Below are 21,263 nucleotides of genomic sequence, written 5' to 3' on the forward strand. Positions count from 1 at the left end.
AGGTGCGCGATGAGCGAAAAACGCTCACACCTCCACCATATCGGCTCCTTTCGGTCTGCCGATGGAGCCTTGCAACTCCTCCCGCAGCCAGTCGCCGAAAGCCTTCTTGGCCTTTGTCTGAGGGGCGTTTTTACCGCTGACCAGCCAGTAGGCGCTGCCCGTGGCGGGGCGCTCGGGGAAGGGGGCAATCACCTGGCCGGACTTCACTGCATATACCGCAAGCGTTTCCCAGGCCAGAAACACCCCGTGGCCGGCGATTGCCGCATCCAGGCACAGTGAACCGTCTGAAAAGGTCGGGCCGTCCTGCAGGATACTCTCATCGAGGCCGAAGAGATCAAGCCAGGTTTTCCAGGTAAACATTTGTCCGGGGTCACGGATGATCGGCAGCTTGCCGATGTCCTTCGGCTCCTTGATCTGTCTGGCCAGCGCCGGGCTGCAGACGGGAAACACCCGCTGGTGCAGCAACTGCTCTGCCTTGACGCCCGGATAGGGTCCCTTGCCGACACGGATACACAGATCGACATCGCTCATGTCCGGATCGACCAGGTCCACCGTCGCTTCCACCCGAACCCGGATGCCTGGATGCATCTTGTTGAAGTTCTTGAGATGCCAAACCAGCCATTTTCCGGCGAAGACCGGGGCAACCGAAATCGTCAACGCATCTTCCCGTCCGCGCTGGGTGGTGGCGATCGCGGTCGAAAGCGAGGACATGGCGCTGGTCAGATGTGGCTGCATTGCAAGCACATGAGCGGTTGGCAACAGCAAACGGTTCTGCCGCTCGAACAGTTGCACGCCAAGCTGGGCCTCGGTCTTGTGAACCTGCTGGCTGACGGCGCCGACGGTTACGCCAAGTTCGTCCGCGGCCGCCTTGACAGAGCCCAGCCGGGCGACGGCTTCCACGGCGCGAAGACCGGAGAGGTGAATGCGATTGAGGTTTTTCATTTTAGAAAAGCTAAACTGAAAATCAGAATAAGTCGATTTTTTTAGAGAGTAGTGGCGTCTATATAAGGAGCATAGCTAAATTCAAAGAAGGAATTTGGCCATGCAAAAAACAATAATAAGGAGAATGAAACTCATGATGAAACTGTTTATGCGCCGACACCTGACGGCTCGTCCGGCTTCCGCATATGACCGCACCGACCCGATGTCCCATCCGGCAATCGTGCGCATGTCCCAGCGTGAACTGGCCGACCTTCCGCTCAACCGGCGCTAAGGCTGAAGACCGGCTGAAAGGCCGGTCCCCAAACCTTCCGATCGACCCTCCGCAAGGACAGGCCGGTTGGACAAGACTACCAAACCAGAAAACGGCGCCTGGGCGGCAAGCCCGGCGCCGTTTCTGTCTTTGGGAGGCAATCCCGCATTTTAGTGCGTTCGCTATCTTGCCTGGTGATCAGGTCGACCGGCTTCCTGTCCGGTTCGGATCAAACGGCGACCGGTTGCCTGTCGGCATATTGCGCGACGCCATGGCCGAACGACCAGTTCTCAAGCCTTGTCTCGACCAGGTTGATGAAGATGTCTGCGGAACGGATGCCGACTTCGCGGGCCAGGCCCTTTGCGATCCGGGCAAACAGCGCTTTCTTCTGGTCGACGCTGCGCGTATCGCTGACGGTCAGCTGGATGATGATCAGATCATCCGACCGGTCGATATTCATGAAGTGGCGGCCGAACAGGAAATCTTCGCGTGGATGTTCGGTGATCATCATGAACTTGTCGTCCTGCGGCACGCCGAAGGTCTCGCGCATTGCCTGATAGATCTCGTCCAGGATTGCTGATTTCTGCGCAGCGGTCCTGGAGCCTTTCAGCAGGGAAACATTGGTAAGCGGCATCTTGTCCTCCGTCATTCGGTGATGCTGCCAACCTTATTGCCGCATCAAAGATAACAGAAACAAATCTTTGATATTTCAAAAATGATAAATTAGAATGATTGCATGACCGATCTCGACATGGATCTCTTGCGCGCTTTTGTTCGAGTTGCCGAAACAGGCAGCTTTACCCGGGCAGGACAGATGACGGGGGCAAGCCAGTCTGCTGTCAGCGTCAAGATCAAGAAACTGGAAGACCGTCTCGGCAGCGCCTTGCTCAGCCGATCGCCCCGGTCCGTCCGATTGACGAGCTTCGGTGCTCGTTTTTTAAGTGACGCCCGCAGTCTGATCGACCTGCATGACAGGGTGACGGCCCGCGTTTCAGGTCCTTCCGTTCAAAAGCGGCTTCGGTGCGGTATCAGCGATCACGCGGCGGGTGGCCGCCTCCCGGAGATTATCGCCTCCCTCAGCAAGGCCTTGCCGGAACATCGTCTCCATGTTGCGGTCGGTTATTCCGATACGCTGTACAACGACTTCAAGGCAGGTCTGTTCAGCGCGATCATGGTGCGCTCCGAGGACGTCGAGGGCACGGGTCATGTGGCTTTCGAGGAAAATCTCGTCTGGACAGCCGCCAGGGATTTCACCTGGGAAACCGGTACGCCGTTCCCCTTGGTGGCGCTTTCGGAAACCTGCGCCCTCCGGCGCCTCGCAACTGGCACGCTCAAGGATGCGGGGATCGCTTTTGAAGACGCCTTCACCGGCACCGGTGTCGGTGCCATACAGGGGGCGGTCAGCGCAGGGCTCGGCATTGCCTGTCTCGACCGGCGAAATATTCCGGAGGGATGCCGCGAAGTCGGGGAATTCTATCGGCTGCCAGAATTGCCGAAAACAAGGATGACGCTTTTCTGCCGGGAAGACCCGACAATTGTCTCGGCTATCCTTCAGGTCTTCCGGGAGGCGGCGTAAGCGCTCTCCCGGGGCGTGTTGATCAGCTCAGAAACGAGCTGATCAGGCCTTCTTCACGAACTCCGTCAGGATGACGATCCGCTGATCGTTCACGCGGCCTTCGATCTGGGAGGCATTGTCCGCAACGAGGGAGATGTTGCGCACGGCGGTGCCGCGCTTGGCGGTGAAGTTGGCGCCCTTGACCTTGAGATCCTTGATCAATGTCACCGTGTCGCCAGCGGCAAGAACAGCGCCGTGCGTATCCTTGTGGACCACGCCGTCGTCACCTTCTCCCGCGCTGCCGCCAAGGCCGGCCTTGGCCCAGGCAAGCGTTTCGTCGTCCAGATACAGCATGTCCAGAAGATCGCGAGCCCAGCTCTCGTCGCGCATTCTGGAAAGCATGCGGTAGGCGACAACCTGAACCGGGGGAACCTGGCTCCAGGCGGCTTCGTTGAGACAGAGCCAATGCTTCGGGTCGTTATCGGCGGCACCTGAAATCTGGTCGGCACATGTGGCGCAGGCCAGAACCGCCATGTCGGCCGTGCCATCCGTGTCGGGGCCGACATCCAGCGGCCGCAGCGCCTCGGTAGCGCCGCAGAACTCGCAAACGTTGCCGGCGCGGTCGGAAAGGGTCTGTTCAATACTCATGGCAAGGCCTTGCTGGGACTGGCGCGTCGCGCCAATCGGTTTCTCACTCGTCCATCTTCAGGGCCTGGATAAAGGCTTCCTGCGGGATCTCGACCTTGCCGAACTGACGCATCTTCTTCTTGCCGGCCTTCTGTTTCTCGAGCAGCTTGCGCTTACGGGTGGCGTCGCCGCCATAACACTTGGCAGTCACGTCCTTGCGCAGGGCGGAGATGGTCTCGCGGGCGATCACGCGGCCACCGATGGCTGCCTGGATCGGTATCTTGAACATGTGCCGCGGGATCAGCTCTTTCAGCTTTTCGCACATGGCGCGGCCACGGCGTTCCGCCTGGCTGCGGTGCACGAGCACGGAAAGCGCATCCACCGGCTCTTCGTTGACCAGGATCGACATCCTGACCAGATCGCCGGCCCGGTAGTCCGAAATCTGATAGTCGAACGACGCGTAGCCCTTGGAGATCGACTTCAGGCGATCGTAGAAGTCGAACACGACTTCGTTGAGCGGCAGGTCGTAGGTTACCATCGCGCGGGAGCCGACATAGGACAGGTCGATCTGAAGACCGCGCCGTTCCTGGCACAGTTTCAGGATGCCGCCCAGATACTCGTCCGGCGTCATGATGGTTGCGCGGATCCAGGGCTCGCGGATTTCGGAAATCTTCACCACATCCGGCATGTCGGCCGGGTTGTGAAGTTCGACTTCCGCACCGTCCGTCAGGGACATCTGGTAGACCACCGACGGCGCAGTCGCGATCAGGTCGAGGTCGAATTCGCGGTAGAGCCGTTCCTGGATGATTTCCAGGTGCAGCAGACCGAGGAAGCCGCAGCGGAAGCCGAAGCCGAGAGCTGCGGATGTTTCCATTTCGAACGAGAACGAGGCATCGTTGAGGCGCAGCTTGCCCATGGCAGCGCGCAGATCCTCGAAGTCGTTCGCGTCGACCGGGAACAGACCGCAGAACACGACCGGCTGAGCCGGCTTGAAGCCCGGAAGGGCTTCCGTGCAGGGTTTCTTTTCCAGGGTGATGGTATCACCGACACGGGTGTCGGCCACTTCCTTGATGGACCCGGTGATGACGCCGATCTCGCCGGCCTTCAGCTCGTCCACTTGCAGAAATTTCGGGGTCATGACGCCGACGCGGTCGACATCATAGGCAGCGCCCGTACCCATCATCTTGATCTTCTGGCCCCGCTTCAGGGAGCCGTCGATGACACGGACGAGCACCATCACGCCGAGATAGGTGTCGTACCAGCTGTCGACCAGCATCGCCTTCAGTGTCGCTTCCGGGTCACCTTCCGGAGGCGGCAGCTTGGAAACGATCGCTTCCAGCACGTCATCGACACCAAGGCCGGTCTTGGCGGAGATCATGCAGGCTTCTGACGCATCAATGCCGATCACGTCCTCGATCTGTTCCTTGATGCGGTCCGGTTCGGCCGCAGGCAGGTCGATCTTGTTGAGGACGGTGACGATCTCATGATCGTTGTCGATGGCCTGATAGACGTTGGCGAGCGTCTGGGCTTCCACACCCTGAGAGGCGTCGACCACCAGCAGCGAGCCTTCGCAGGCCGCCAGCGAGCGGGACACTTCATAGGCAAAGTCCACGTGGCCCGGCGTGTCGATCAGGTTCAGCGTATATTGTTCGCCGTCCTTGGCATTGTAGATCAGTCGCACTGTTTGCGCCTTGATCGTGATGCCGCGCTCGCGTTCGATGTCCATCGAATCGAGCACCTGCTCGGTCATTTCGCGGTCGGTCAGCGTGCCGGTCATCTGGATCAGGCGGTCGGCCAGCGTCGACTTGCCGTGATCGATATGAGCCACGATGGAAAAGTTGCGGATGTTGGAAAGCTTCTTCGTCGTCATGGCCGCCCCTTTACCATTGCAATTCGATTTCGCCTAGTAGATTGAAGCCTTCGGGCGTTGAATTCCGGTGCTTTTTTGCACCCTCGGGCGAATGCCGGGTTTCACCGCTTCGGCAGGGATATGGCGCCTCCGGCAAATGACGTAGCCCGCAGGTGACATTTGTCGTGGCAAATCAACCTCAAAGTGTGATCTAGATTGCATCGGCACTGATGTGTCGAGCAGCCTGACAAGAGAGCATGATGTTGATCCGTAATGCAGAACCGAAGGATGTCCCGTCGATCCTGGCGCTTTATAATCAGGCTGTGCGCGAGACGACGGCTGCCTGGACAAATCGTGAGGAAACGCTGGACGACAGGCTGACCTGGTACGAAGGCCGGGTGAAGCAGGGATTGCCGGTTCTGGTGGCCGTGGACGATGCAGATACCGTTCTCGGGTTCGCCAGCTTCGGGCCGTTCCGGCCTCGCGAAGGGTACCGTCTGACGGCGGAACATTCCGTCTATGTCGACCCGGCGGCACAGCGGCGCGGCATTGGGAAGGCGCTTCTGGAGCGGTTGGTCGAAATTGCCACCGACATGAAATTACATGTGCTGGTCGGCGTCATCGACGGGGACAATTCTGCCTCCATCGCCCTTCACGAGAAACTTGGTTTTCATGTTGCCGGCCGTCTGCCGGAAGCCGGCACCAAGTTCGGCCGCTGGCTGGATCTGGTCTTCGTTGCCAGGGTTCTGGGGCCGATGCAATCGCCGAACGCCTAGGCGTCACCCAGCCGGTCTCAATTGGCCGTCAGCACCGACCGGCAGTCATTCGGCAGGGCTGCCAGGGCCATGGGCCGTTTCTTGACCACTTTCGGAGGTTCTCCGGGCTTGGGGGGATTTTTGGGAACCCAGGGTTCGTCGGACAGCCAATAGGCAAGGTCCGCGCCACAGCCATCGCCCGGGGGCGGCGGGTTCTGGTTCTTGCAGCCGGCACTGCCTGCAGGGCAGGAAAGGCGTACGTGGAAGTGATAGTGATGTCCCCACCACGGCCGTACCTTGCGCAACCAGGCGCGGTTGCCGCCCTTCTCGAAATCGCACAGAGCCTTCTTGATCGTCGGGCTGACGAAGATGCGTGCAACACGCTGGTCGGATGCGGCGCGCCGGATCAGCCGAGCATGGTCATCTGACCATTTCCTGGGGTCGACACGCCGGTCTGCACCCTTGACGTCCATCGGACCGATCAGCATCGAAATAGCGGAGATGTCTTCGCGTTCCTGAGCGGTCAGGCGCCGGTTCGGCATTTCCGTCAGCCAGATATCGGCATCGAGGCCAATCTGATGGCTGGCATGGCCGGATGTCATCGGCCCGCCGCGCGGCTGCGCGATATCGCCGACAAGCAAACCGTTCCAGCCGACCTTGGGGGCATCGCTGGCCAGATCCTTGAGATAGTCGATCAGGACAGGGTGGCCCCAATTGCGATTGCGCGACAGACGCATTGCCTGCCAGGTCGGGCCATCCGTCGGCAGTTCAGCTCCGCCTGCAAGGCAACCCTTGGCGTAGGATCCGATCGAGCGGGCTTTCAGTTGAGCAGGTCCGGTGGCGGCGCCGAAATAGTCTCGTGCTGGCTGGTCCCCATAAAGCACCAGCTTGGGCTTGTTCGCGACATAGCCTTCCGGCACGTCGCGTTTCTTTACCGGGACAGGCACACCGGCCACCAGTTCGACGGTCGGCGAATAGTCCTCGGAGACAGGATCGGCCGGTTTGGCTGTCGGTACCGGCGCGGCTGACGCGACGAGACAGGAAACCTGGAACGCGGCTGCAAATGCCATGAAGCCGGACACCGAAGGTGCCCAGCGATTTCGCTTGCCTGTTTTCCCCGTTCTCACGTCGAAACCTCGTGCGCCAGTCTGGGTGTTCCGCCGTCGTTGCTCCCGCCGCGACGATCACCTCACTCGTCAGGCAGCATGCACCAAATCGGGTGCTTCCGCATCCGATTCGCTATTATCCACATGCGCCGCAATCATGTCGGCGAACGCGTCGAGGAATACCGTGTTGTCGCGGATCACCCTGTCTGCAGCACCATTCAGCGTGATGATGTTGCCGGGACGGGCATTGTCGATGTCTTCGGCTTCCGGTGGAAGATCGGCGTCGAGCCTGTGATAGGTCACGTTCGGCAGTTCTGCAAAGAGCTGCCGTGCCTGATCGGAGGTCGTCTGGCTTTGCGCGTCGGCCAGGATCGACATCAGCGGCGCGCCCTTGGAGGGCTGCAGCCAGCCGAGGGCACCCCAGCCAACGGCGTCCTTGTAAAGGAACGACCGTGCCGGTGCCCGGCCGGTGCCAAGCGACAGGATGACGATCTCGTCGTCGCCCCAGCCAAGATTGCGGGCTTCCAGATACGCTGCCACTGTCGGGTCCTTCATGAAGACCGTTCCATCGATCAGGGCTTCCTCGCGCCGGCGGCTGAGATTTTCAACGCGTGCCGGTTCGAAATACGAGGGGGTGGCGGTGGTCGCACGAACAGCTTGCCAGAAATAATAGTCATCCGGCCGGCCGCTGCTGGCTTCAAGGCCGTTTGTCAGGAATACGGGTTTGCGCTGTTCCAGATCGTAGGCGGTCAGGACAAGGTGGGTCAGGCCGCTGGCCATGGAGGTCCAGCCGAAGCGTTCCTTCAGCAGCTTTTCAAGCGGCCGCGGATCGTAGGTCTCGTCGAACAGGCCAAGCGAACTGGTGACGGTTCTGGCCAGTCGTGCCGAGATTGATGATTTGAAGATTTCCCGCGCGTCGCGTTCGAAGAAGCTGCGCAGCTCATCAATGGTCGCGGCAGGTGCGCCGGCGGTGCCGCCTGGGCGTGGTGCGGATAGGCCTGCAGCAATGAGGCCGCCGGTAGAAGAACCGGCCATCAGATCGAAAACCTGGTGCAGCGGCTCGCTAACGCCGCGCTGGCTCAATCGGCTTTCAAGTGTCTCAAGCAGCCGAAGCGGAATGAGGCCACGAATGCCGCCGCCGTCAATGGAAAGAATAAAACGTTTTTTCTGGGTCATCGGATTCCCCGGGATCGTCGCAATGGAAGGCGCTACATCTCTCCGAGAAGACGGGAGACGCTTTTTGCTTACCTTTAGAATGTTGTCATCAATTGCGACACTGCAATGGCAAAGCGAAAAACAGGCGGACGATTTTTCGAAATTGGCGAGCAAGAAGTTAAACCGACTTCGCTAATCTGCGAAGACCGACCGCAGTTTTCCTTTTCTTTCGACGGCCAGCAGCCAGCCCGGGTGCTGGATCACGAAACATTCACCAGGAAACTGGAAATGGTTTCAACCAGCAGGTCCGGGCATTCCCTGTGAGGCGTGTGCCCTCTTCCTTCCAGGATGACCTTTTGTCCGCCGGTGCTATTGGCGATGTGTTCCGGGTGGCGGGTTGATCCGTATTCGTCCAGTGCGCCGTGGATCGCAAGGGTGCTGCAGCGGACACCGGCAAGCGCATCGTCAAGGGACCAATGGGCGAAGGCGGGCGAAAGCCATGACTCCGTCCAGGCATCCAGCACCCAGCGCGCCTTGTCGCCGTGATAGAGCGCAAGTCTGTCGAAGGCGCCGGGATCGGCAAACGCGGTGCGTGCTTCGCGCACACCTTCCAGGGTGCGGTCCTCGATAAGCGCCTGAGCGGCAATCGTGACCAGGGCCGTGACCTTCTCGGGATGCTGTGCGGCCGTATGCACCGCCATGCCACCACCGACGCTGTGCCCACAGGCAACAAATCGCGTGAGGTCCAGCTGCTCGCACAGCGCGGGCACAACCGTTCTGCCTTCATCCGCAATGAAGCTTGCGGGCAGGATGTCTTCGCGCACCGACGACTGGCCGAAGCCGGGCCTGTCATAGGCAATCACGACCCGTCCGCTGGCCACGGCAAGGCGTTCGGGAAAATCACGCCAGAGGGCGATACAGCCAAGAGAATCGTGAAACAGGAGCACCGGCACCTTGCCGGGCAAACGATCTTCAGGTGTCCAGCAGCGAACGTGAACGGTGGAGTTGCCGACCGTGACGGCGCGCGTTTCGACATGGACGGTGCCGGACAAAAGAGTGGTCAAAGAAGAAAACCTTTCCATTCGCATTGAAGGGCTGTGCCGGAAAACGGCGGAACGGTCTGTCAGGATTCGCATGGGGGATGCGGTTTCCCGCCGAGGCTTATCGCAGGCCATGCACCTGCAACAAGCCTCTCTTTTCGAACTAATCTGTCTTGGCTCTTTATCCCGCGCGGTCTTTCGGACTAGGATCGTGCCGATTTTCCAACCTTCACAGGAAGTTCCATGAATATCGATCTGCTTCGCCGACTTTGCGAAACGCCGGGTGTACCGGGTCACGAACACCGGGTCCGCGACCTGATTCAGGCGGAAATCAAGGGCTTGTTCGACGAGGTTACCGTCGACCCGATGGGTTCGCTGCTTTGCCGCCGCGACAGCCGCAAGGCTTCCAAGAAGGGGACCCCGAAGAAGGTCATGCTTCTGTGCCACATGGATGAGATCGGCTTCCTGGTCTCACATGTCACGGACAAGGGCTTCGTTCACGTGCAGCCCGTTGGTGGCTTCGATGCCCGCAACCTGTTCTCCCGCCGCGTACTGGTGTCTACCGATGAAGGCGACTTCAAGGGGGTGATGAACCCGGGCGGCAAGCCGATCCACATCTCTTCTCCGGAAGAGCGCAAGAAGGTGCCTGAGCCCAAGGAATTCGTCATCGACATGGGCCTTGGCGAAAAGACCAAGGAGATCGTCAAGGTCGGCGACATGGTGACCATGGACGAGCCGCTGATCGAGATCGGCGACAAGGTCGTCTCCAAGGCGCTCGACAACCGCATCGCCTGCTGGCTCGGCATCGAGGCGATCAGGGGTCTGGGCAAGGCCAAGCATGATTGCGAAATTCATGTCGCCTTCACCTGCCAGGAAGAAGTCGGCCTGCGCGGCGCGCGCACCGCGTCCTTCGCCATTGCGCCGGACATCGGGCTTGGCATCGATACCACGCTTGCCTGCGACACGCCGGGCGTTCCCGAGCAGGACCGCACCACTGTGCAGGGCGAAGGCTTCGGTCTGCACGTAAAGGATTCCAGCTTCATCGCGGACCGCGACCTGGTGAAGGAAATCGAAGCCATTGCGGTCAAGGAAAAGATCCCGTTCCAGCGCACCATGCTGGCGGCTGGTGGCCAGGACGGCGCGGCTGCCCAGCAGGCGGCTGCCGGTGCCAAGGCAATCGGCATCGTTGTCGGCACCCGCTACATTCACACGGTCACTGAAATGATCGACAAGGGTGACCTTCAGGCGGCTCTGGACATCATCGTCGCCTACCTGAAAAAGGCGTAAGGCATGGAAAAGGGGAGCTTCGGCTCCCCTTTTTAAGTCAGGTGTCAGATCTGGTTTTTTCCCACCTGCGTCATTGCCGGACTTGATCCGGCAGTCCGGTCCAGCCCACGTCCCAACCGGAGCGTACGCGGAAGGGCTGCCTGCTCAGGCTACCAGGCCGAGGAGGTTCGAAACCTGGTCGCCGGTGCCTGCATAAAGCTCGCTGACGGCAGCGCTCTGGTAGCTGAAGGAGCCGTTGTCGAAGTTGCCTTCGATGGAAGAGGCGTTTGCGGTGCGGACGGACAGCCCGGTTTCGCTGTCGTAGGACACCCGCTCGAAGGATACGAACTGCGCGGAAACGGTTTCACCACCGATTTCGGCTTCAATGGTGGTCGTTGAAATCGTCGCGCTTTCGTAGGCGACATTCGCCGAAGCGCCGCTTTCCTCTTCACCAAGAGCCACCTTCAGTTTGCCGGCAGTCTTCTGATAGTCCTCAACGGTCGCCAGCGCGCCGTCCTTTTCCTTGTCGTCGTCCTTGCCTTTGCCTTTTTCGACCGCATCCTGAAGGGCGGCGATCACGACCGCGTCTTCCTCGGCCTGTTTGCTGGCTGCTTCCAGAGCATTGACGGCGGGGGACTTGTCGTGGCCATTCCGCTGGCCGATCTCGTGGCCGTAGGCGTTGCCCTTGGGATCGTTCTTCTGGCCTTCAGCGCCGCCATTCGAAAAGGAAGCCGTAAAAAGGCTCGCGCTTTGCGTAGTGGTTTCGATGGAAATCTGCATGGCTTCGGATCCCGGCTTGTCCGGCCCTTTCTGGTCCGGCACAGTTGCAGAAAGCATCCTGCAAAACCGTTAACAGGCTATTAACCAATGCAAGGCCGTCTTCAGACCGGCATTGCCGGGCCAAATGCCTTTTCCAGAAACCGCCCGCCCAGCACCATGCCGCGCTCGTCAATCGAATGGCCGAGGCCGGCCAAAAGGTGCAGGCTTGAGGAAACCCCGGCATCGTCAAGCGCCTTTTGTGCTGCCTGGGCATGATAGCTGGCAACGACATCGTCTTCCTCGCCATGGACAATCAGCACCGGGCTCTGTGTGTTGACCGGACCCAGCTGGCCGGCTCCCGGCAACAGTCCGGAATAACCGATCAGGGCCGCTGGTGGAGACGGGCGGCGCAGGCCGCATTGAAAGGTCATCATGGCTCCCTGGCTGAAGCCGACCAATGCCAACGCGCTGCCGTCCAGCGAATGGCGGGCCAGTTCGTCGTCCAGAAACCGGTCGAGCACCGGTTGAGCGGCCTGCGCGCCGAGGCGGTATTCATTGGGATCGCGCTCCTGGAGTGCAAACCATTGCCGCCCGCCAAGCGCTTCGAAGGGAAGGTGTTCAGGAGCGTTCGGCGCAACAAAAGCCGCATCGGGAAGCTGTCCCTGCCAGGCGCGCCCGAGGTCGATCAGGTCAAGACCATCCGCGCCGTAGCCATGCAGGATCACAACCAGCTGACGGGCGGGTTTGCCGGAGGCCGGTGCAAGACGTTGACCGTCGAGAAGGGGAGGAAAGGTGCCTGTCACTTTTGGGGAACCTGATTATTCGGCTGGTGTCTTTCGGTCGGCCGTCTCGGAAGGTGACGGCAGTCTTTCCTGAAGACGCATGAAGGGAAGGGCGATCAGCATGGCGGCGAGGATCAGCACGCCTGCCAGGGCAAACGGCGCGCCGGGAAAGGAAATCGCCGCCTCAGGACCTGAAAACGTGGCAAAGACCTGGGTCATCACCAGCGGGCTCACCACCATGGAAAGGCCGGCGGCACTGGCAATCAGGCCTTGCAATTCGCCTTGCGCATTGTCCGGGACACGGACCGACATCAGACCGGTGAAGGCAGGCGTCGCCATCGCACCAAGCGCCGCGAACGAGATCAGCAGATAGGCCATCCAGCCGGTATCGGCGACGGCGAGACCGGCAAAGGCCACGAGGTTGGCGGCCAGTCCGATGAAGAGTGTCCGGCCGGGCCCGAGCTTTGGTTCCAGGACACGGATCAGGTATCCCTGAACGAAGGCAAACCCGACACCGACGGCCGCAAGTGACAGACCGATGTCTCCGGGGCTCCAGGAGAAGACCTCCTCCGCATAGTAGCTCCAGACGGACGGGTAGACGTAATGGGCGATGTCGAACAGGAAGATGGCCAGAAGCAGCGTGCGCACCGCCGGATAGGCGGCGATCTGCTTGAAGGCCCCGAATGGATTGGCCCGTTTCCAGTCAAAATCTCTTCTGTTTTCGTCCTTCAGCGTTTCCGGCAGCATGAAATAGCCGAAGAGGAAATTGACGAAGGAAAGGCCTGCGGCGGCATAAAAGGGCGCACGCGGTCCGTATTCGCCGAGGTACCCGCCGATCATCGGCCCGAGTACGAAGCCGACACCAAATCCGGCCCCGACAAGGCCGAAGTTCTTGGCCCTGTCTTCCTTGGACGACACGTCGGCAATAAAGGCTGATGCGGCCGAGAAGGTTGCTCCGGCGACACCCGACAGGGTTCTGCCGATGAACAGCACGGCCAGATGCCAGGAGAAGGCCATGATCAGGTAGTCGACGGCCATGGCGAACATGGACACCAGCAGCACCGGACGGCGGCCAAAGCGGTCGGACAGATTGCCGAGCGTCGGACCGAAGGCGAACTGCATCAAGGCGTAGACGACGCTCAGTGCACCGCCCCAGCGGGCGGCTTCGCTCACGGGCAGCGAGGTGAGTTCGGTCAGGAGCGAGGGCATGACCGGCATCATCAGGCCGATGCCCATGGAATTGAGAACCAGCGTGACCAGGATGAACCCCAGCGCGCTGCGTTTGGAGATACCGGACCGCAACTCTTTTCCCGCCAATCCCGTCAGCTGAAGGACGGTGACCTTACCCGATTACTCGGCGGCCACCAGCGCCGGCTGTTCCCAGTTGCCTTTTTCGATATCGGCAATCTGCTTGTCGATCTGGGCAACCACGAACCGGGAGAACGGCCCCAGGTGCACATAGAGCGCAAGCATCATCATGACCGGCTTGATCGCCCTGAAATTGGTGAAGGCGGTCTTGATCAGGGTTTTCCAGAAGGGCCCGCGATAGGTGGTTTCCTTGAAGGTCATTGCCAGGATAAGACGGCCGAACAGCTTGATATCGTGGAAGAACCCGGCGCCGAAGATCGAGCCGTTAGCGCCGCTCATGTCGAGCATGGAAGCCACCTTCTGAACGCGGCCGAAGTAGGCTTCCGGACCATATACCCGGTCGATGACCTGCTTGAAGTCTTCCAGGATCTGCGCGCGCGGGCGCACTGTGGTGAAGTTGAGGCCGGCGGTGCACTGATCGCCATGTTCCGTATCCGGATCATCGGTGGCGAAATCCGCATGCAGACGGCCTTCCTTGGCGAGCCGGCGCGTCAGCTGGGTGTTCGGCAGGGCATAGAGCAGCCCGGTCATCGCGACAGGGATCGCGGCTTCCTCGATCAGTGCCGAGATCTCGTCCGCCACCTTGTCGCTTTCCTCGTCGAAGCCGACAATGAAGCCGGCCAGCACGAAGATGCCGGCATCGTAGATCTTGTGCACGCTCTTGGCGATGTCGCGGCGTGTGTTCTGTTTCTTGCGTGTCGCGACCAGAACGTCCGGGTCCGGGCTTTCGATGCCGATGAAGACCGAGAAATATCCGGCCTGCTGCATCATCTTCAACAAGGCTTCGTCGTCCGCCAGATTGAGGGAAGCCTCGGTCGACATTTCGAACGGGTAGCTGCGTTCCTTCTGCCATTTCGCCAGTTCGGGGAGGAAGCCCTTCACGGCCTTCTTGTTGCCGATGAGGTTGTCATCGACGAAGTCGACGTGACCCCGGTAGCCAAGTTCGTACAGCCGGTCGAGTTCGGCCAGCATCTGGTCGTTGGTTTTGGTGCGCGGCACGCGGCCATACAGCTCGATGATGTCGCAGAATTCGCAAGTAAACGGGCAGCCGCGCGAATATTGCACGCCGATCTGGACATAATCGTCGAATCTCAGAAGGTCAAAGCGCGGTACGGGACTGGAGGAAACGTCTGCCTTGAATTTCTCGGCCGAAAAACGGCCGTTGCGGACCCCTTCCTTCCAGGCGTCGACAAAGGTGGTGAGAATGCCTTCGGCTTCCCCAAGGACCAGGAAGTCGGCCGCTTCATAAACTTCCGGAGAAGAGGTTGCGTCCGGACCGCCGACCACGACGGGAACATTCTTTTCCTGCGAACGGCGGATGACGGCGAGGCAATCGGCCTGCTGAGGCAGCATGCCGCCGGTCATCACCATGTCGGCCCAGGCGAGATCGTCGTTCGTCAGGGCGCCGGTGTTGCGGTCGATCAGCCGGACATTCCAGTTCTCCGGCAGCATTGCCGCAACTGTGATCAGGCCGAGAGGAGGAGCGGGATATTTGGCGCCGACCATTTCGCAGGTCGCACCATAGTTCCAGAATGACCCGGCATTGAAGCGCGGATACACCAGCAGAACATTGCATTCCGACATTAACGGTCCCTCCAAACGGACACTCGTTCCCAACGGCGACACCGTAACAACTTTACGCCCCGGCACAACCGCTTTGAATGTCCTTGCACGAATTCACTTGCCGTCCGCGCGGACAGACTGTCACGTCTGGCTGGCGCCTGGCTTGCGGATGTGAAAAACGAGTCCATTCACATCCTTGCCGAGTTCCTTGCGCAGAATATCCCGTTTCTCCCGCGCATAGAGAAGGCCCGCGGCCTCTGCGCAGCGCTTTAGATATTCTGGCCGGTGGGCGTAGCGCCCCGTAGCATCCACGCGGTAGTCCGGCCCGTCCGACGTATCGAGATGCTCGACGCTCGCGACGAGCATGCCATCCGGGGCTAGGGCTCCTGCAAGCGCCTGCATGAAAGGCTCCAGATCGCCGAGATAACACAGCGTGTCGACACAGACTGCCAGATCGAAGTGCGCCGGCAGGTCGGAGGACAGAAATCCAACGAGCTCACCCTCGACCAGGAAGTCGTAGACCTTCAGTGCCGCGGCCTTGCGCAGCATGCCCGGTGACAGGTCGATGCCGGTGAGCCGGGCACAGTGGTCGCGGATCAGTGGTCCACAAAGGCCGGTCCCGCAGCCAAGGTCGACCACATGGGCAAACGGCAAGTCACGCTCCCTGGCCAGCTCCGCGACTTCCTCGGCAACAAGCTTCGGCGCCTGGTAGCCGAGCCCGTTCAGGACGTCGTCAAAGCTTTCCGAAAAGCTGTCGAAATGATCCCGGACATAGTCCGCGGGGGCAAGCGACAGGTCTTCTCCGCGGATCGCAGCAAACTGATAGCGGATGACCGGGTCGTCCGGGAAGGTTGCAACAAGCATCTCCATATGCCGTGTGGCGACCTCGGCCCGTCCAAGCGCGCACAGTACGCGCGGATGCCAGCCCTTGTCGCTCCAGACGTCTGGCGGGAACTGCAGACACCGTTCGAAAGCGTCTGCCGCTTCCTCTCTTTTGCCGGCAAGCATCAGCGATATGCCGAAGTTGTGCCAGCCGCTGTGATTGTTCGGGTCGAGGCGCACGACTTCTCGCAGCATGGGCAGAAGCTCGTCGTTGTTGCTGGCTTCCTGCAGCATCATCGAGATGTTCTTCCAGGCTTCCTCGTGGCGGACTTCAATTTCTACTGCGCGCAAATAGGCCTTCAAGGCTTCGTCCTTGTCGCCTGAAAGCTTCAGGATGTTGCCGAGGTTGTTCCAGGCGGAGAAATTGCGCGGGTTCCTTTCCAGGGAGGCATGGATAAGCGCAACCGCATTGTCCGCCTTGCCGGCATCGAAATGCAGCAACCCCAGGAAATGCAGGCCGTCCGCATGGTCGGGATCTTCCGATAGCACATCCTTGTAGGCGCTGAGGGCGGCTTCCAGATTGCCGCTGCGGTGGGCGGAGATGCCCTGTTGTAATCTCTCGTCAATTTGCATCTGAAAAAAATCCAATAAAAAAGGGCGGTCGAACCGCCCTTGTACCCGGTAATGACCTGTAAGTGACCTTACAGGACTTTCAGGTCTTCAGCCACCATTTGACCGCGGCGCCACTCCAGGTCGAATGCCACAAGCTGGCCTTCCTTCAGAGTGTCAATACCGGACCGGCGCAGGGCCGAGATGTCGACAAGGATGTCCTCGCCGTCCTGCGGTTCGATCGTGCCGATACCTCGGCGCTGATCAAACCATTTCACGTTTCCATGTAGCATGGAGTCTTCTTTCCAATTCTTGGCATCTTGGCATACGACGGCTTCCATAGCTGCCTTTTTCAACGCCTTGATGACAGTGTTGATGATAATACTAAAGTACTTTTCAGACCCTGCTCGGAACTGGACATCGACGTGCGCAGTCTTTTCGCGACTGCCTCACTTCAAGAAGCCGTTCCATTTGGCGGAGGTCTGGTTGCCCGGTAAAAACACCCGGGCTTTTCCATAGTGTCTATTAGTATGGTAATGAAATTGTTAATTTCAAGACCTGCTCACCGATCGAGCTTCCCAAGTATAACATATTTGAGGATATCGACGACTTGTTCGGAGGTCTCGGCGACCGCAAGAGCAGCTGCGTCAACTTCCTTGAGCGGGTGGGTCAGCGACGGGTCATGAACGACAATCAGAGACTTACCGAGCGCGGCAGCATAGCCGGCATCGAAGGCTGCGTTCCATTGCTTGTATTTATCGCCGAAGCGGACCACGACGATGTCGGCTTTTTCCAGCAGCGTCCGCGTGCGGATCGCGTTCACCTTCGCGCCCTTGTGGTCGTACCAGAACTTGTTGTCCTCACCACCCAGGATGGTCGCGCCGCAATCGTCACTGGCATCGTGATCCGTCACAGGAGAGGAAAATTCCACCGGCAGCTTGAGTGCGGATGTGCCTTCCATGATCCTGTCACGCCAGTCGGTATGGATTTCGCCGGATAAGTAGACGCGCCAGGTGGTCATAAGGTTCTCCCATGCAAGCTTTTGAATTATGTGGCGAAAATCCCCGCCTTGTTGTGACCCGAAACTGGGGGCTGAACCAGGCAACGTCAACCCCTGCGTTCATTTGCCCCTCGGTGGAATGGGCCGGGAGACTCGACAAGCCTGCGCAAAAACTGAAGGGTAAACCGCCGCAAAACTGAGATTGCGGTCCGTAATTTTAAGGAGCTCATTCATGTCTGCACTTTTGCTCGGAGACGAGGCACCGGATTTCGAAGCCGACAGCACGGATGGTCCGATCCGTTTTCATGAGGCGATCGAAGGGTCCTGGGCGGTTCTGTTTTCCCACCCCAAGGATTTCACGCCGGTCTGCACCACCGAACTGGGAATGACCGCCAAGCTCAAGGACAAGTTCGCAGCCCGTGGCGTCAAGGTTTTCGGCGTTTCGGTCGATCCCATCGAGGATCACCATGCCTGGGTTGGTGACATCGCGGATACGCAAGGCGTTGCCCTGAACTTCCCGCTGATTGCCGATCCGGATCGTAAGGTGGCCACCGCATACGGCATGATCCATCCCAATGCCAATGACACGCTGACCGTGCGGTCGCTGTTCGTTATCGGCCCGGACAAGAAGATCAAGCTCAAGATCGAATACCCGGCCTCCACGGGCAGAAACTTCGATGAAGTCATCCGCGTGATCGACAGTCTGCAGCTCACCTCCGCCCACAAGGTCGCCACCCCGGCCAACTGGGTGTCCGGTGAGGATGTCATCATCGTCCCGGCGGTGAGCGATGAAGAGGCGAAGGAGAAATTCCCTGAAGGCTGGAAAACCCTGAAGCCTTATCTGCGCGTCGTGCCGCAGCCCAAATAACGGCTGAAATGAACGGATGAAACGGCTGGCGGCGCATGAAAAAAGGCGCCGCCGTGTCAGAGTCTGGTCAGGGCAGGGACCTGCGTCGGGATCACACCGTCTCCAACAAGGCCTTCAGGGCAACACGGTAGTCCGGATAGCGGAATGTAAACCCAAGCTCATCCTTGACGCGCTGGTTGGAAACCCGCTTGTTTTCGCCGTAGAAGGACCTGGCCATCGGTGTGAGATCCGCGGTTTCGAACGGGATCTCGGGCGGGGCTTCGACGCCGAGCAGATCCGCGGCAAAGGCCACCACATCCTGCGGCGGGGCCGGTTCATCGTCCGTGACGTTGAAAACCCGCGTCGACGGCTTAGCCATGGCAGCCTTCAATGCGCCCGCAATATCGGCAACGTGAATGCGGTTGAAGACCTGACCCGGTTTCACCAGCCGCCGCGCCGTGCCCTTCCTGAAATTCTCGAATGCATTCCGGCCCGGGCCATAAATGCCCGAAAGGCGGAAAATCTGCACCGGCAGGTCATTCTGTTCGGCAAATGCCAACCAGGCCTCTTCTGCCGCGACACGCTGGACGGAGCGTTTGGAAACGGGGTTGAGCGGAGTTTCCTCATCGACCCAGGCACCGTCGTGATTGCCGTAGACACCGACTGTGGAGAGGTATCCTATCCAGCGCGGTTTCGCACCGACAATCTCATTGGCGTACTGGTTCAGCACCGGGTCGCCGGCCTCATTCGGAGCAATCGAGACCAGTATATGCGTCGCTTGCTTCAGTGCTTCGGCAACGCCGTCGCCTTGAGAATTGCCGTCGAAGAGAAACGGTTCGACACCCAGTGTCCGGAGCGCCTCCATCTTGTCCGAAGAACGCGTTGTGCCGCCGATCCAGTCGAACTGGTCACGCACTTCTTCCACGAACGCCTTGGAGGAAAACCCGGTGCCAAAGATAAACAGACGCATAGGTTCTAAAGCTCCAGATGCTTGCGGCGGATTTCATAAAGCGCAACGCCCGTGGCAACGGCCAGGTTCAGGCTGTCAGCCTGTCCGACTTGCGGAATGCGGATCAAGGTACGGCAGGCGGCTGCCATGTCGTCTTCCAGGCCTTTCTGCTCGTTGCCCATGACCAGCAGAACCGGCTCGGCATAGTCGGGCGTGCGATAGTCGACCGATCCCTTCAGGTGGGTGGCCGCGACGGTGCCGGGCCACTTTTCGGCCAGTGACTTGAATTCGTCCTTGCCGAGTTTGGCCAGCGGCACATGAAACAGCGAGCCCATGGTGGCGCGCACCGCTTCAACCGCGAAGGGATCCGTGCAATCGCCGACCAGCATGACACCTGCGCCGCCGACCGCATCGACCGTGCGGATGATCGTGCCAAGGTTGCCCGGATCGCGCACCCGGTCGAGAGCGACCCAGAGCGTGGTACCGGCGGGATCAATGTCGCGGGCTCCCAGAAGCTTCTGCTCGTAAACACCGACAACCATCTGCGGATTGTCCTTGCGCGTCATCGCGGACATGACGGCGGTCGAAGCTTCCAGGATCAGGGCGCCGCGCGCCTTCGCGGCAGCAGCAGCCTTCTGCGCGACAGGATTGTCCCGCGCTTCCGGGCCGAGCGCGAGATAACGCACGCCCCAGCCGGCTTCCAGCGCATCGGTGGCCAGCTTCAGGCCTTCGGCCACGAACAGGCCCGACTGGCTGCGGTGCTTGCGTTGCGCGACGAGCCCCTTGATTTCCTTGACGATCGGGTTGGAATGGCTGGTGATCTGTTTCACCGCCCCCTGGCGTTTTTCGATCATCTGCTGCTCCAGCGCGAAAAGAGCGACGTGGACAGCGCGCGCTTGCCGTCCTCCTCGCGGATGACCAGTTCGCCGGATTCCAGCAGGCCGCCTTCGGTGTCCAGGGTTTCGGCCATGAGTTCGTGAATGGACACGAAACTGGAGCGGATCGCATAGGCGGTCAGGATCATGAACAATGCGTCCTTGTCCAGAAGCTGCTTCAGGTCCGCGAGCATGCCGGGCAGGCTGGTGTAGATGTCCCAGACCTCGCCCTTCGGGCCGCGGCCGTATTTCGGTGGGTCGAGAATGATGCCGTCATAGGTGTTGCCGCGCCGCACTTCGCGGGCAACAAATTTCGAAGCGTCCTCGCAGATCCATCGGATCGGCAGATCTTCGAGACCTGACATCTCCTGGTTCTCGCGGGCATAACCGATCGCCTTCTTGGAGGCGTCCACATGGGTCACCTGCGCCCCTTCCGTCGCCGGCAGCAACGAGGCAAGGCCGGTGTAGCCGAAAAGGTTCAGGATCTTCAGCGGCTTTTCCGGTGCGCGCTCGCGTTCAGCGCGGATCTTGCCGTTGACCCAGTCCCAATGGGCGGCCTGTTCGGGGAAGACGCCAACGTGGCGGAACGACATGAAACGACCGTTGTAGCGAACAGGGCCGTATGACATCGGCCAGGTTTCCGGCACGCTTCCGGAAAACTTCCAGCGGCCCGGGCCTTCTTCTTCCGTGTCGCCGGAAAAGACGGCATCGGCGCGGTTCCAGACACTTTCCTTCTGCCGCCGGGCCCCCATGGCCTGCGGTTCCGGACGCACGATGGTGAACCGGCCATAACGCTCCAGCTTTTCGCCCTGGCCCATGTCCAGAAGCCGATAGTCCTTCCAGCCCTTGGTTTCCAGGATCACCGGCCAGCTCTGGTGTGCAGGCTCGCCGGACGGGGCATAGGTGGAGGCACTGGTCTGATCCGCCACGGGTCTCACTCGTTTTCTGTCAGGTTTGAAGTTGTTCCGCCATAGAACATCCTGCCTTCTTTTGAAAGTAGATTAGACGTTCCTTTGTGGTCGAAAAGGTTTCCTGGCCGGCTTTTGAACCCCTCCGGTCCAAAGGTTTCGTGACCGGCCACAACAGCACCGCAAAGGCAATTTCCCGCTGCCGTCGGCGATCCTGTCGAGCGCAAAAGAAAAGG

22 protein-coding genes are annotated in these 21,263 nt (G+C 60.0%); 5 read left to right on the forward strand and 17 right to left on the reverse strand.

What is annotated here, in order from left to right; genetic code table 11:
• Positions 1 to 24: 24 nt before the first annotated feature.
• The gene (locus ACVDG9_RS02570) at positions 25 to 942 is read right to left on the reverse strand and encodes a LysR substrate-binding domain-containing protein (RefSeq protein ID WP_447237235.1); all 918 of its coding nucleotides are present in this window, start codon (positions 940 to 942) and stop codon (positions 25 to 27) included.
• A gap of 133 nt (positions 943 to 1,075) precedes the next feature.
• On the opposite strand from ACVDG9_RS02570, the gene ACVDG9_RS02575 reads away from it, so the two are divergent.
• Entirely contained in the window at positions 1,076 to 1,213 is a 138-nt protein-coding gene (locus ACVDG9_RS02575; protein WP_167579506.1) for a hypothetical protein, read from the forward strand.
• A 208-nt stretch (positions 1,214 to 1,421) separates the two neighbouring features.
• On the opposite strand, the gene ACVDG9_RS02580 is transcribed toward ACVDG9_RS02575, so the two are convergent.
• The gene (locus ACVDG9_RS02580) at positions 1,422 to 1,826 is read right to left on the reverse strand and encodes a tautomerase family protein (RefSeq protein WP_447237236.1); all 405 of its coding nucleotides are present in this window, start codon (positions 1,824 to 1,826) and stop codon (positions 1,422 to 1,424) included.
• Positions 1,827 to 1,928: 102 nt separating this feature from the next.
• Here ACVDG9_RS02580 and ACVDG9_RS02585 point away from each other — a divergent pair, with 102 nt between their 5' ends.
• A complete protein-coding gene (locus tag ACVDG9_RS02585; protein ID WP_447237237.1) occupies positions 1,929 to 2,768 on the forward strand; it encodes a LysR family transcriptional regulator in 840 nt (279 codons plus the stop codon).
• Between the two features lie 42 nt (positions 2,769 to 2,810).
• Here ACVDG9_RS02585 and ACVDG9_RS02590 read toward each other — a convergent pair whose 3' ends face one another.
• Together ACVDG9_RS02590 and lepA are read right to left on the reverse strand one after the other, a co-directional pair.
• Positions 2,811 to 3,395, reverse strand: a complete 585-nt coding sequence (locus tag ACVDG9_RS02590; protein WP_062490586.1) for a PhnA domain-containing protein — start codon at positions 3,393 to 3,395, stop codon at positions 2,811 to 2,813.
• 43 nt (positions 3,396 to 3,438) lie between these two features.
• Positions 3,439 to 5,244: a translation elongation factor 4 gene (lepA, locus tag ACVDG9_RS02595; protein WP_022999689.1), complete on the reverse strand. Its 1,806-nt coding sequence runs from the start codon at positions 5,242 to 5,244 to the stop codon at positions 3,439 to 3,441.
• A gap of 236 nt (positions 5,245 to 5,480) precedes the next feature.
• On the opposite strand from lepA, the gene ACVDG9_RS02600 reads away from it, so the two are divergent.
• Positions 5,481 to 5,999: a GNAT family N-acetyltransferase gene (locus ACVDG9_RS02600; RefSeq protein ID WP_447237238.1), complete on the forward strand. Its 519-nt coding sequence runs from the start codon at positions 5,481 to 5,483 to the stop codon at positions 5,997 to 5,999.
• 17 nt (positions 6,000 to 6,016) lie between these two features.
• Here the strand turns inward: ACVDG9_RS02600 and mepA are convergent, their stop codons facing one another.
• The 3 genes from mepA to ACVDG9_RS02615 form a co-directional block, all read right to left on the reverse strand.
• Positions 6,017 to 7,048: a penicillin-insensitive murein endopeptidase gene (gene mepA, locus ACVDG9_RS02605; RefSeq protein WP_022999691.1), complete on the reverse strand. Its 1,032-nt coding sequence runs from the start codon at positions 7,046 to 7,048 to the stop codon at positions 6,017 to 6,019.
• A gap of 126 nt (positions 7,049 to 7,174) precedes the next feature.
• A complete protein-coding gene (locus ACVDG9_RS02610; protein WP_022999692.1) occupies positions 7,175 to 8,260 on the reverse strand; it encodes a patatin-like phospholipase family protein in 1,086 nt (361 codons plus the stop codon).
• 239 nt (positions 8,261 to 8,499) lie between these two features.
• Positions 8,500 to 9,303 carry an alpha/beta fold hydrolase gene (locus tag ACVDG9_RS02615; protein WP_447237239.1) on the reverse strand — a complete coding sequence of 268 codons (804 nt, stop codon included), beginning with the start codon at positions 9,301 to 9,303 and terminating at the stop codon, positions 8,500 to 8,502.
• Positions 9,304 to 9,522: 219 nt separating this feature from the next.
• On the opposite strand from ACVDG9_RS02615, the gene ACVDG9_RS02620 reads away from it, so the two are divergent.
• Complete coding sequence (locus ACVDG9_RS02620) at positions 9,523 to 10,566, forward strand: M42 family metallopeptidase (RefSeq protein ID WP_022999695.1); 1,044 nt, start codon at positions 9,523 to 9,525, stop codon at positions 10,564 to 10,566.
• A gap of 144 nt (positions 10,567 to 10,710) precedes the next feature.
• Here the strand turns inward: ACVDG9_RS02620 and ACVDG9_RS02625 are convergent, their stop codons facing one another.
• From ACVDG9_RS02625 to ACVDG9_RS02655, 7 genes are all read right to left on the reverse strand, one after another.
• Positions 10,711 to 11,382: a hypothetical protein gene (locus ACVDG9_RS02625; protein WP_447237240.1), complete on the reverse strand. Its 672-nt coding sequence runs from the start codon at positions 11,380 to 11,382 to the stop codon at positions 10,711 to 10,713.
• 44 nt (positions 11,383 to 11,426) lie between these two features.
• Positions 11,427 to 12,107: an alpha/beta hydrolase gene (locus ACVDG9_RS02630; protein ID WP_447237241.1), complete on the reverse strand. Its 681-nt coding sequence runs from the start codon at positions 12,105 to 12,107 to the stop codon at positions 11,427 to 11,429.
• A 15-nt stretch (positions 12,108 to 12,122) separates the two neighbouring features.
• On the reverse strand, positions 12,123 to 13,388 hold the full coding sequence (locus ACVDG9_RS02635) for a TCR/Tet family MFS transporter (protein WP_447237242.1): 1,266 nt from the start codon (positions 13,386 to 13,388) through the stop codon (positions 12,123 to 12,125).
• A gap of 48 nt (positions 13,389 to 13,436) precedes the next feature.
• The gene (locus ACVDG9_RS02640) at positions 13,437 to 15,038 is read right to left on the reverse strand and encodes a B12-binding domain-containing radical SAM protein (RefSeq protein WP_055657417.1); all 1,602 of its coding nucleotides are present in this window, start codon (positions 15,036 to 15,038) and stop codon (positions 13,437 to 13,439) included.
• A 120-nt stretch (positions 15,039 to 15,158) separates the two neighbouring features.
• Complete coding sequence (locus tag ACVDG9_RS02645; RefSeq protein WP_447237243.1) at positions 15,159 to 16,472, reverse strand: tetratricopeptide repeat protein; 1,314 nt, start codon at positions 16,470 to 16,472, stop codon at positions 15,159 to 15,161.
• A 68-nt stretch (positions 16,473 to 16,540) separates the two neighbouring features.
• The gene (locus ACVDG9_RS02650) at positions 16,541 to 16,741 is read right to left on the reverse strand and encodes a cold-shock protein (RefSeq protein ID WP_031268890.1); all 201 of its coding nucleotides are present in this window, start codon (positions 16,739 to 16,741) and stop codon (positions 16,541 to 16,543) included.
• Positions 16,742 to 17,010: 269 nt separating this feature from the next.
• Entirely contained in the window at positions 17,011 to 17,469 is a 459-nt protein-coding gene (locus ACVDG9_RS02655; RefSeq protein WP_022999702.1) for a YtoQ family protein, read from the reverse strand.
• Positions 17,470 to 17,680: 211 nt separating this feature from the next.
• On the opposite strand from ACVDG9_RS02655, the gene ACVDG9_RS02660 reads away from it, so the two are divergent.
• On the forward strand, positions 17,681 to 18,316 hold the full coding sequence (locus tag ACVDG9_RS02660) for a peroxiredoxin (protein WP_022999703.1): 636 nt from the start codon (positions 17,681 to 17,683) through the stop codon (positions 18,314 to 18,316).
• A 91-nt stretch (positions 18,317 to 18,407) separates the two neighbouring features.
• On the opposite strand, the gene ACVDG9_RS02665 is transcribed toward ACVDG9_RS02660, so the two are convergent.
• The 3 genes from ACVDG9_RS02665 to ACVDG9_RS02675 are packed head-to-tail and all read right to left on the reverse strand — an operon-like array spanning position 18,408 to position 21,048.
• Entirely contained in the window at positions 18,408 to 19,265 is an 858-nt protein-coding gene (locus ACVDG9_RS02665; RefSeq protein ID WP_447237244.1) for an SDR family oxidoreductase, read from the reverse strand.
• 5 nt (positions 19,266 to 19,270) lie between these two features.
• Positions 19,271 to 20,098 (reverse strand): TrmH family RNA methyltransferase, encoded by an 828-nt coding sequence (locus ACVDG9_RS02670; RefSeq protein ID WP_022999705.1) that lies wholly within the window; start codon positions 20,096 to 20,098, stop codon positions 19,271 to 19,273.
• Positions 20,095 to 21,048 carry a class I SAM-dependent rRNA methyltransferase gene (locus tag ACVDG9_RS02675; protein ID WP_022999706.1) on the reverse strand — a complete coding sequence of 318 codons (954 nt, stop codon included), beginning with the start codon at positions 21,046 to 21,048 and terminating at the stop codon, positions 20,095 to 20,097. The genes ACVDG9_RS02670 and ACVDG9_RS02675 overlap by 4 nt, the downstream gene beginning before the upstream one ends.
• Positions 21,049 to 21,263 lie beyond the last annotated feature (215 nt).

This window comes from Roseibium sp. RP-7 (assembly GCF_053005225.1).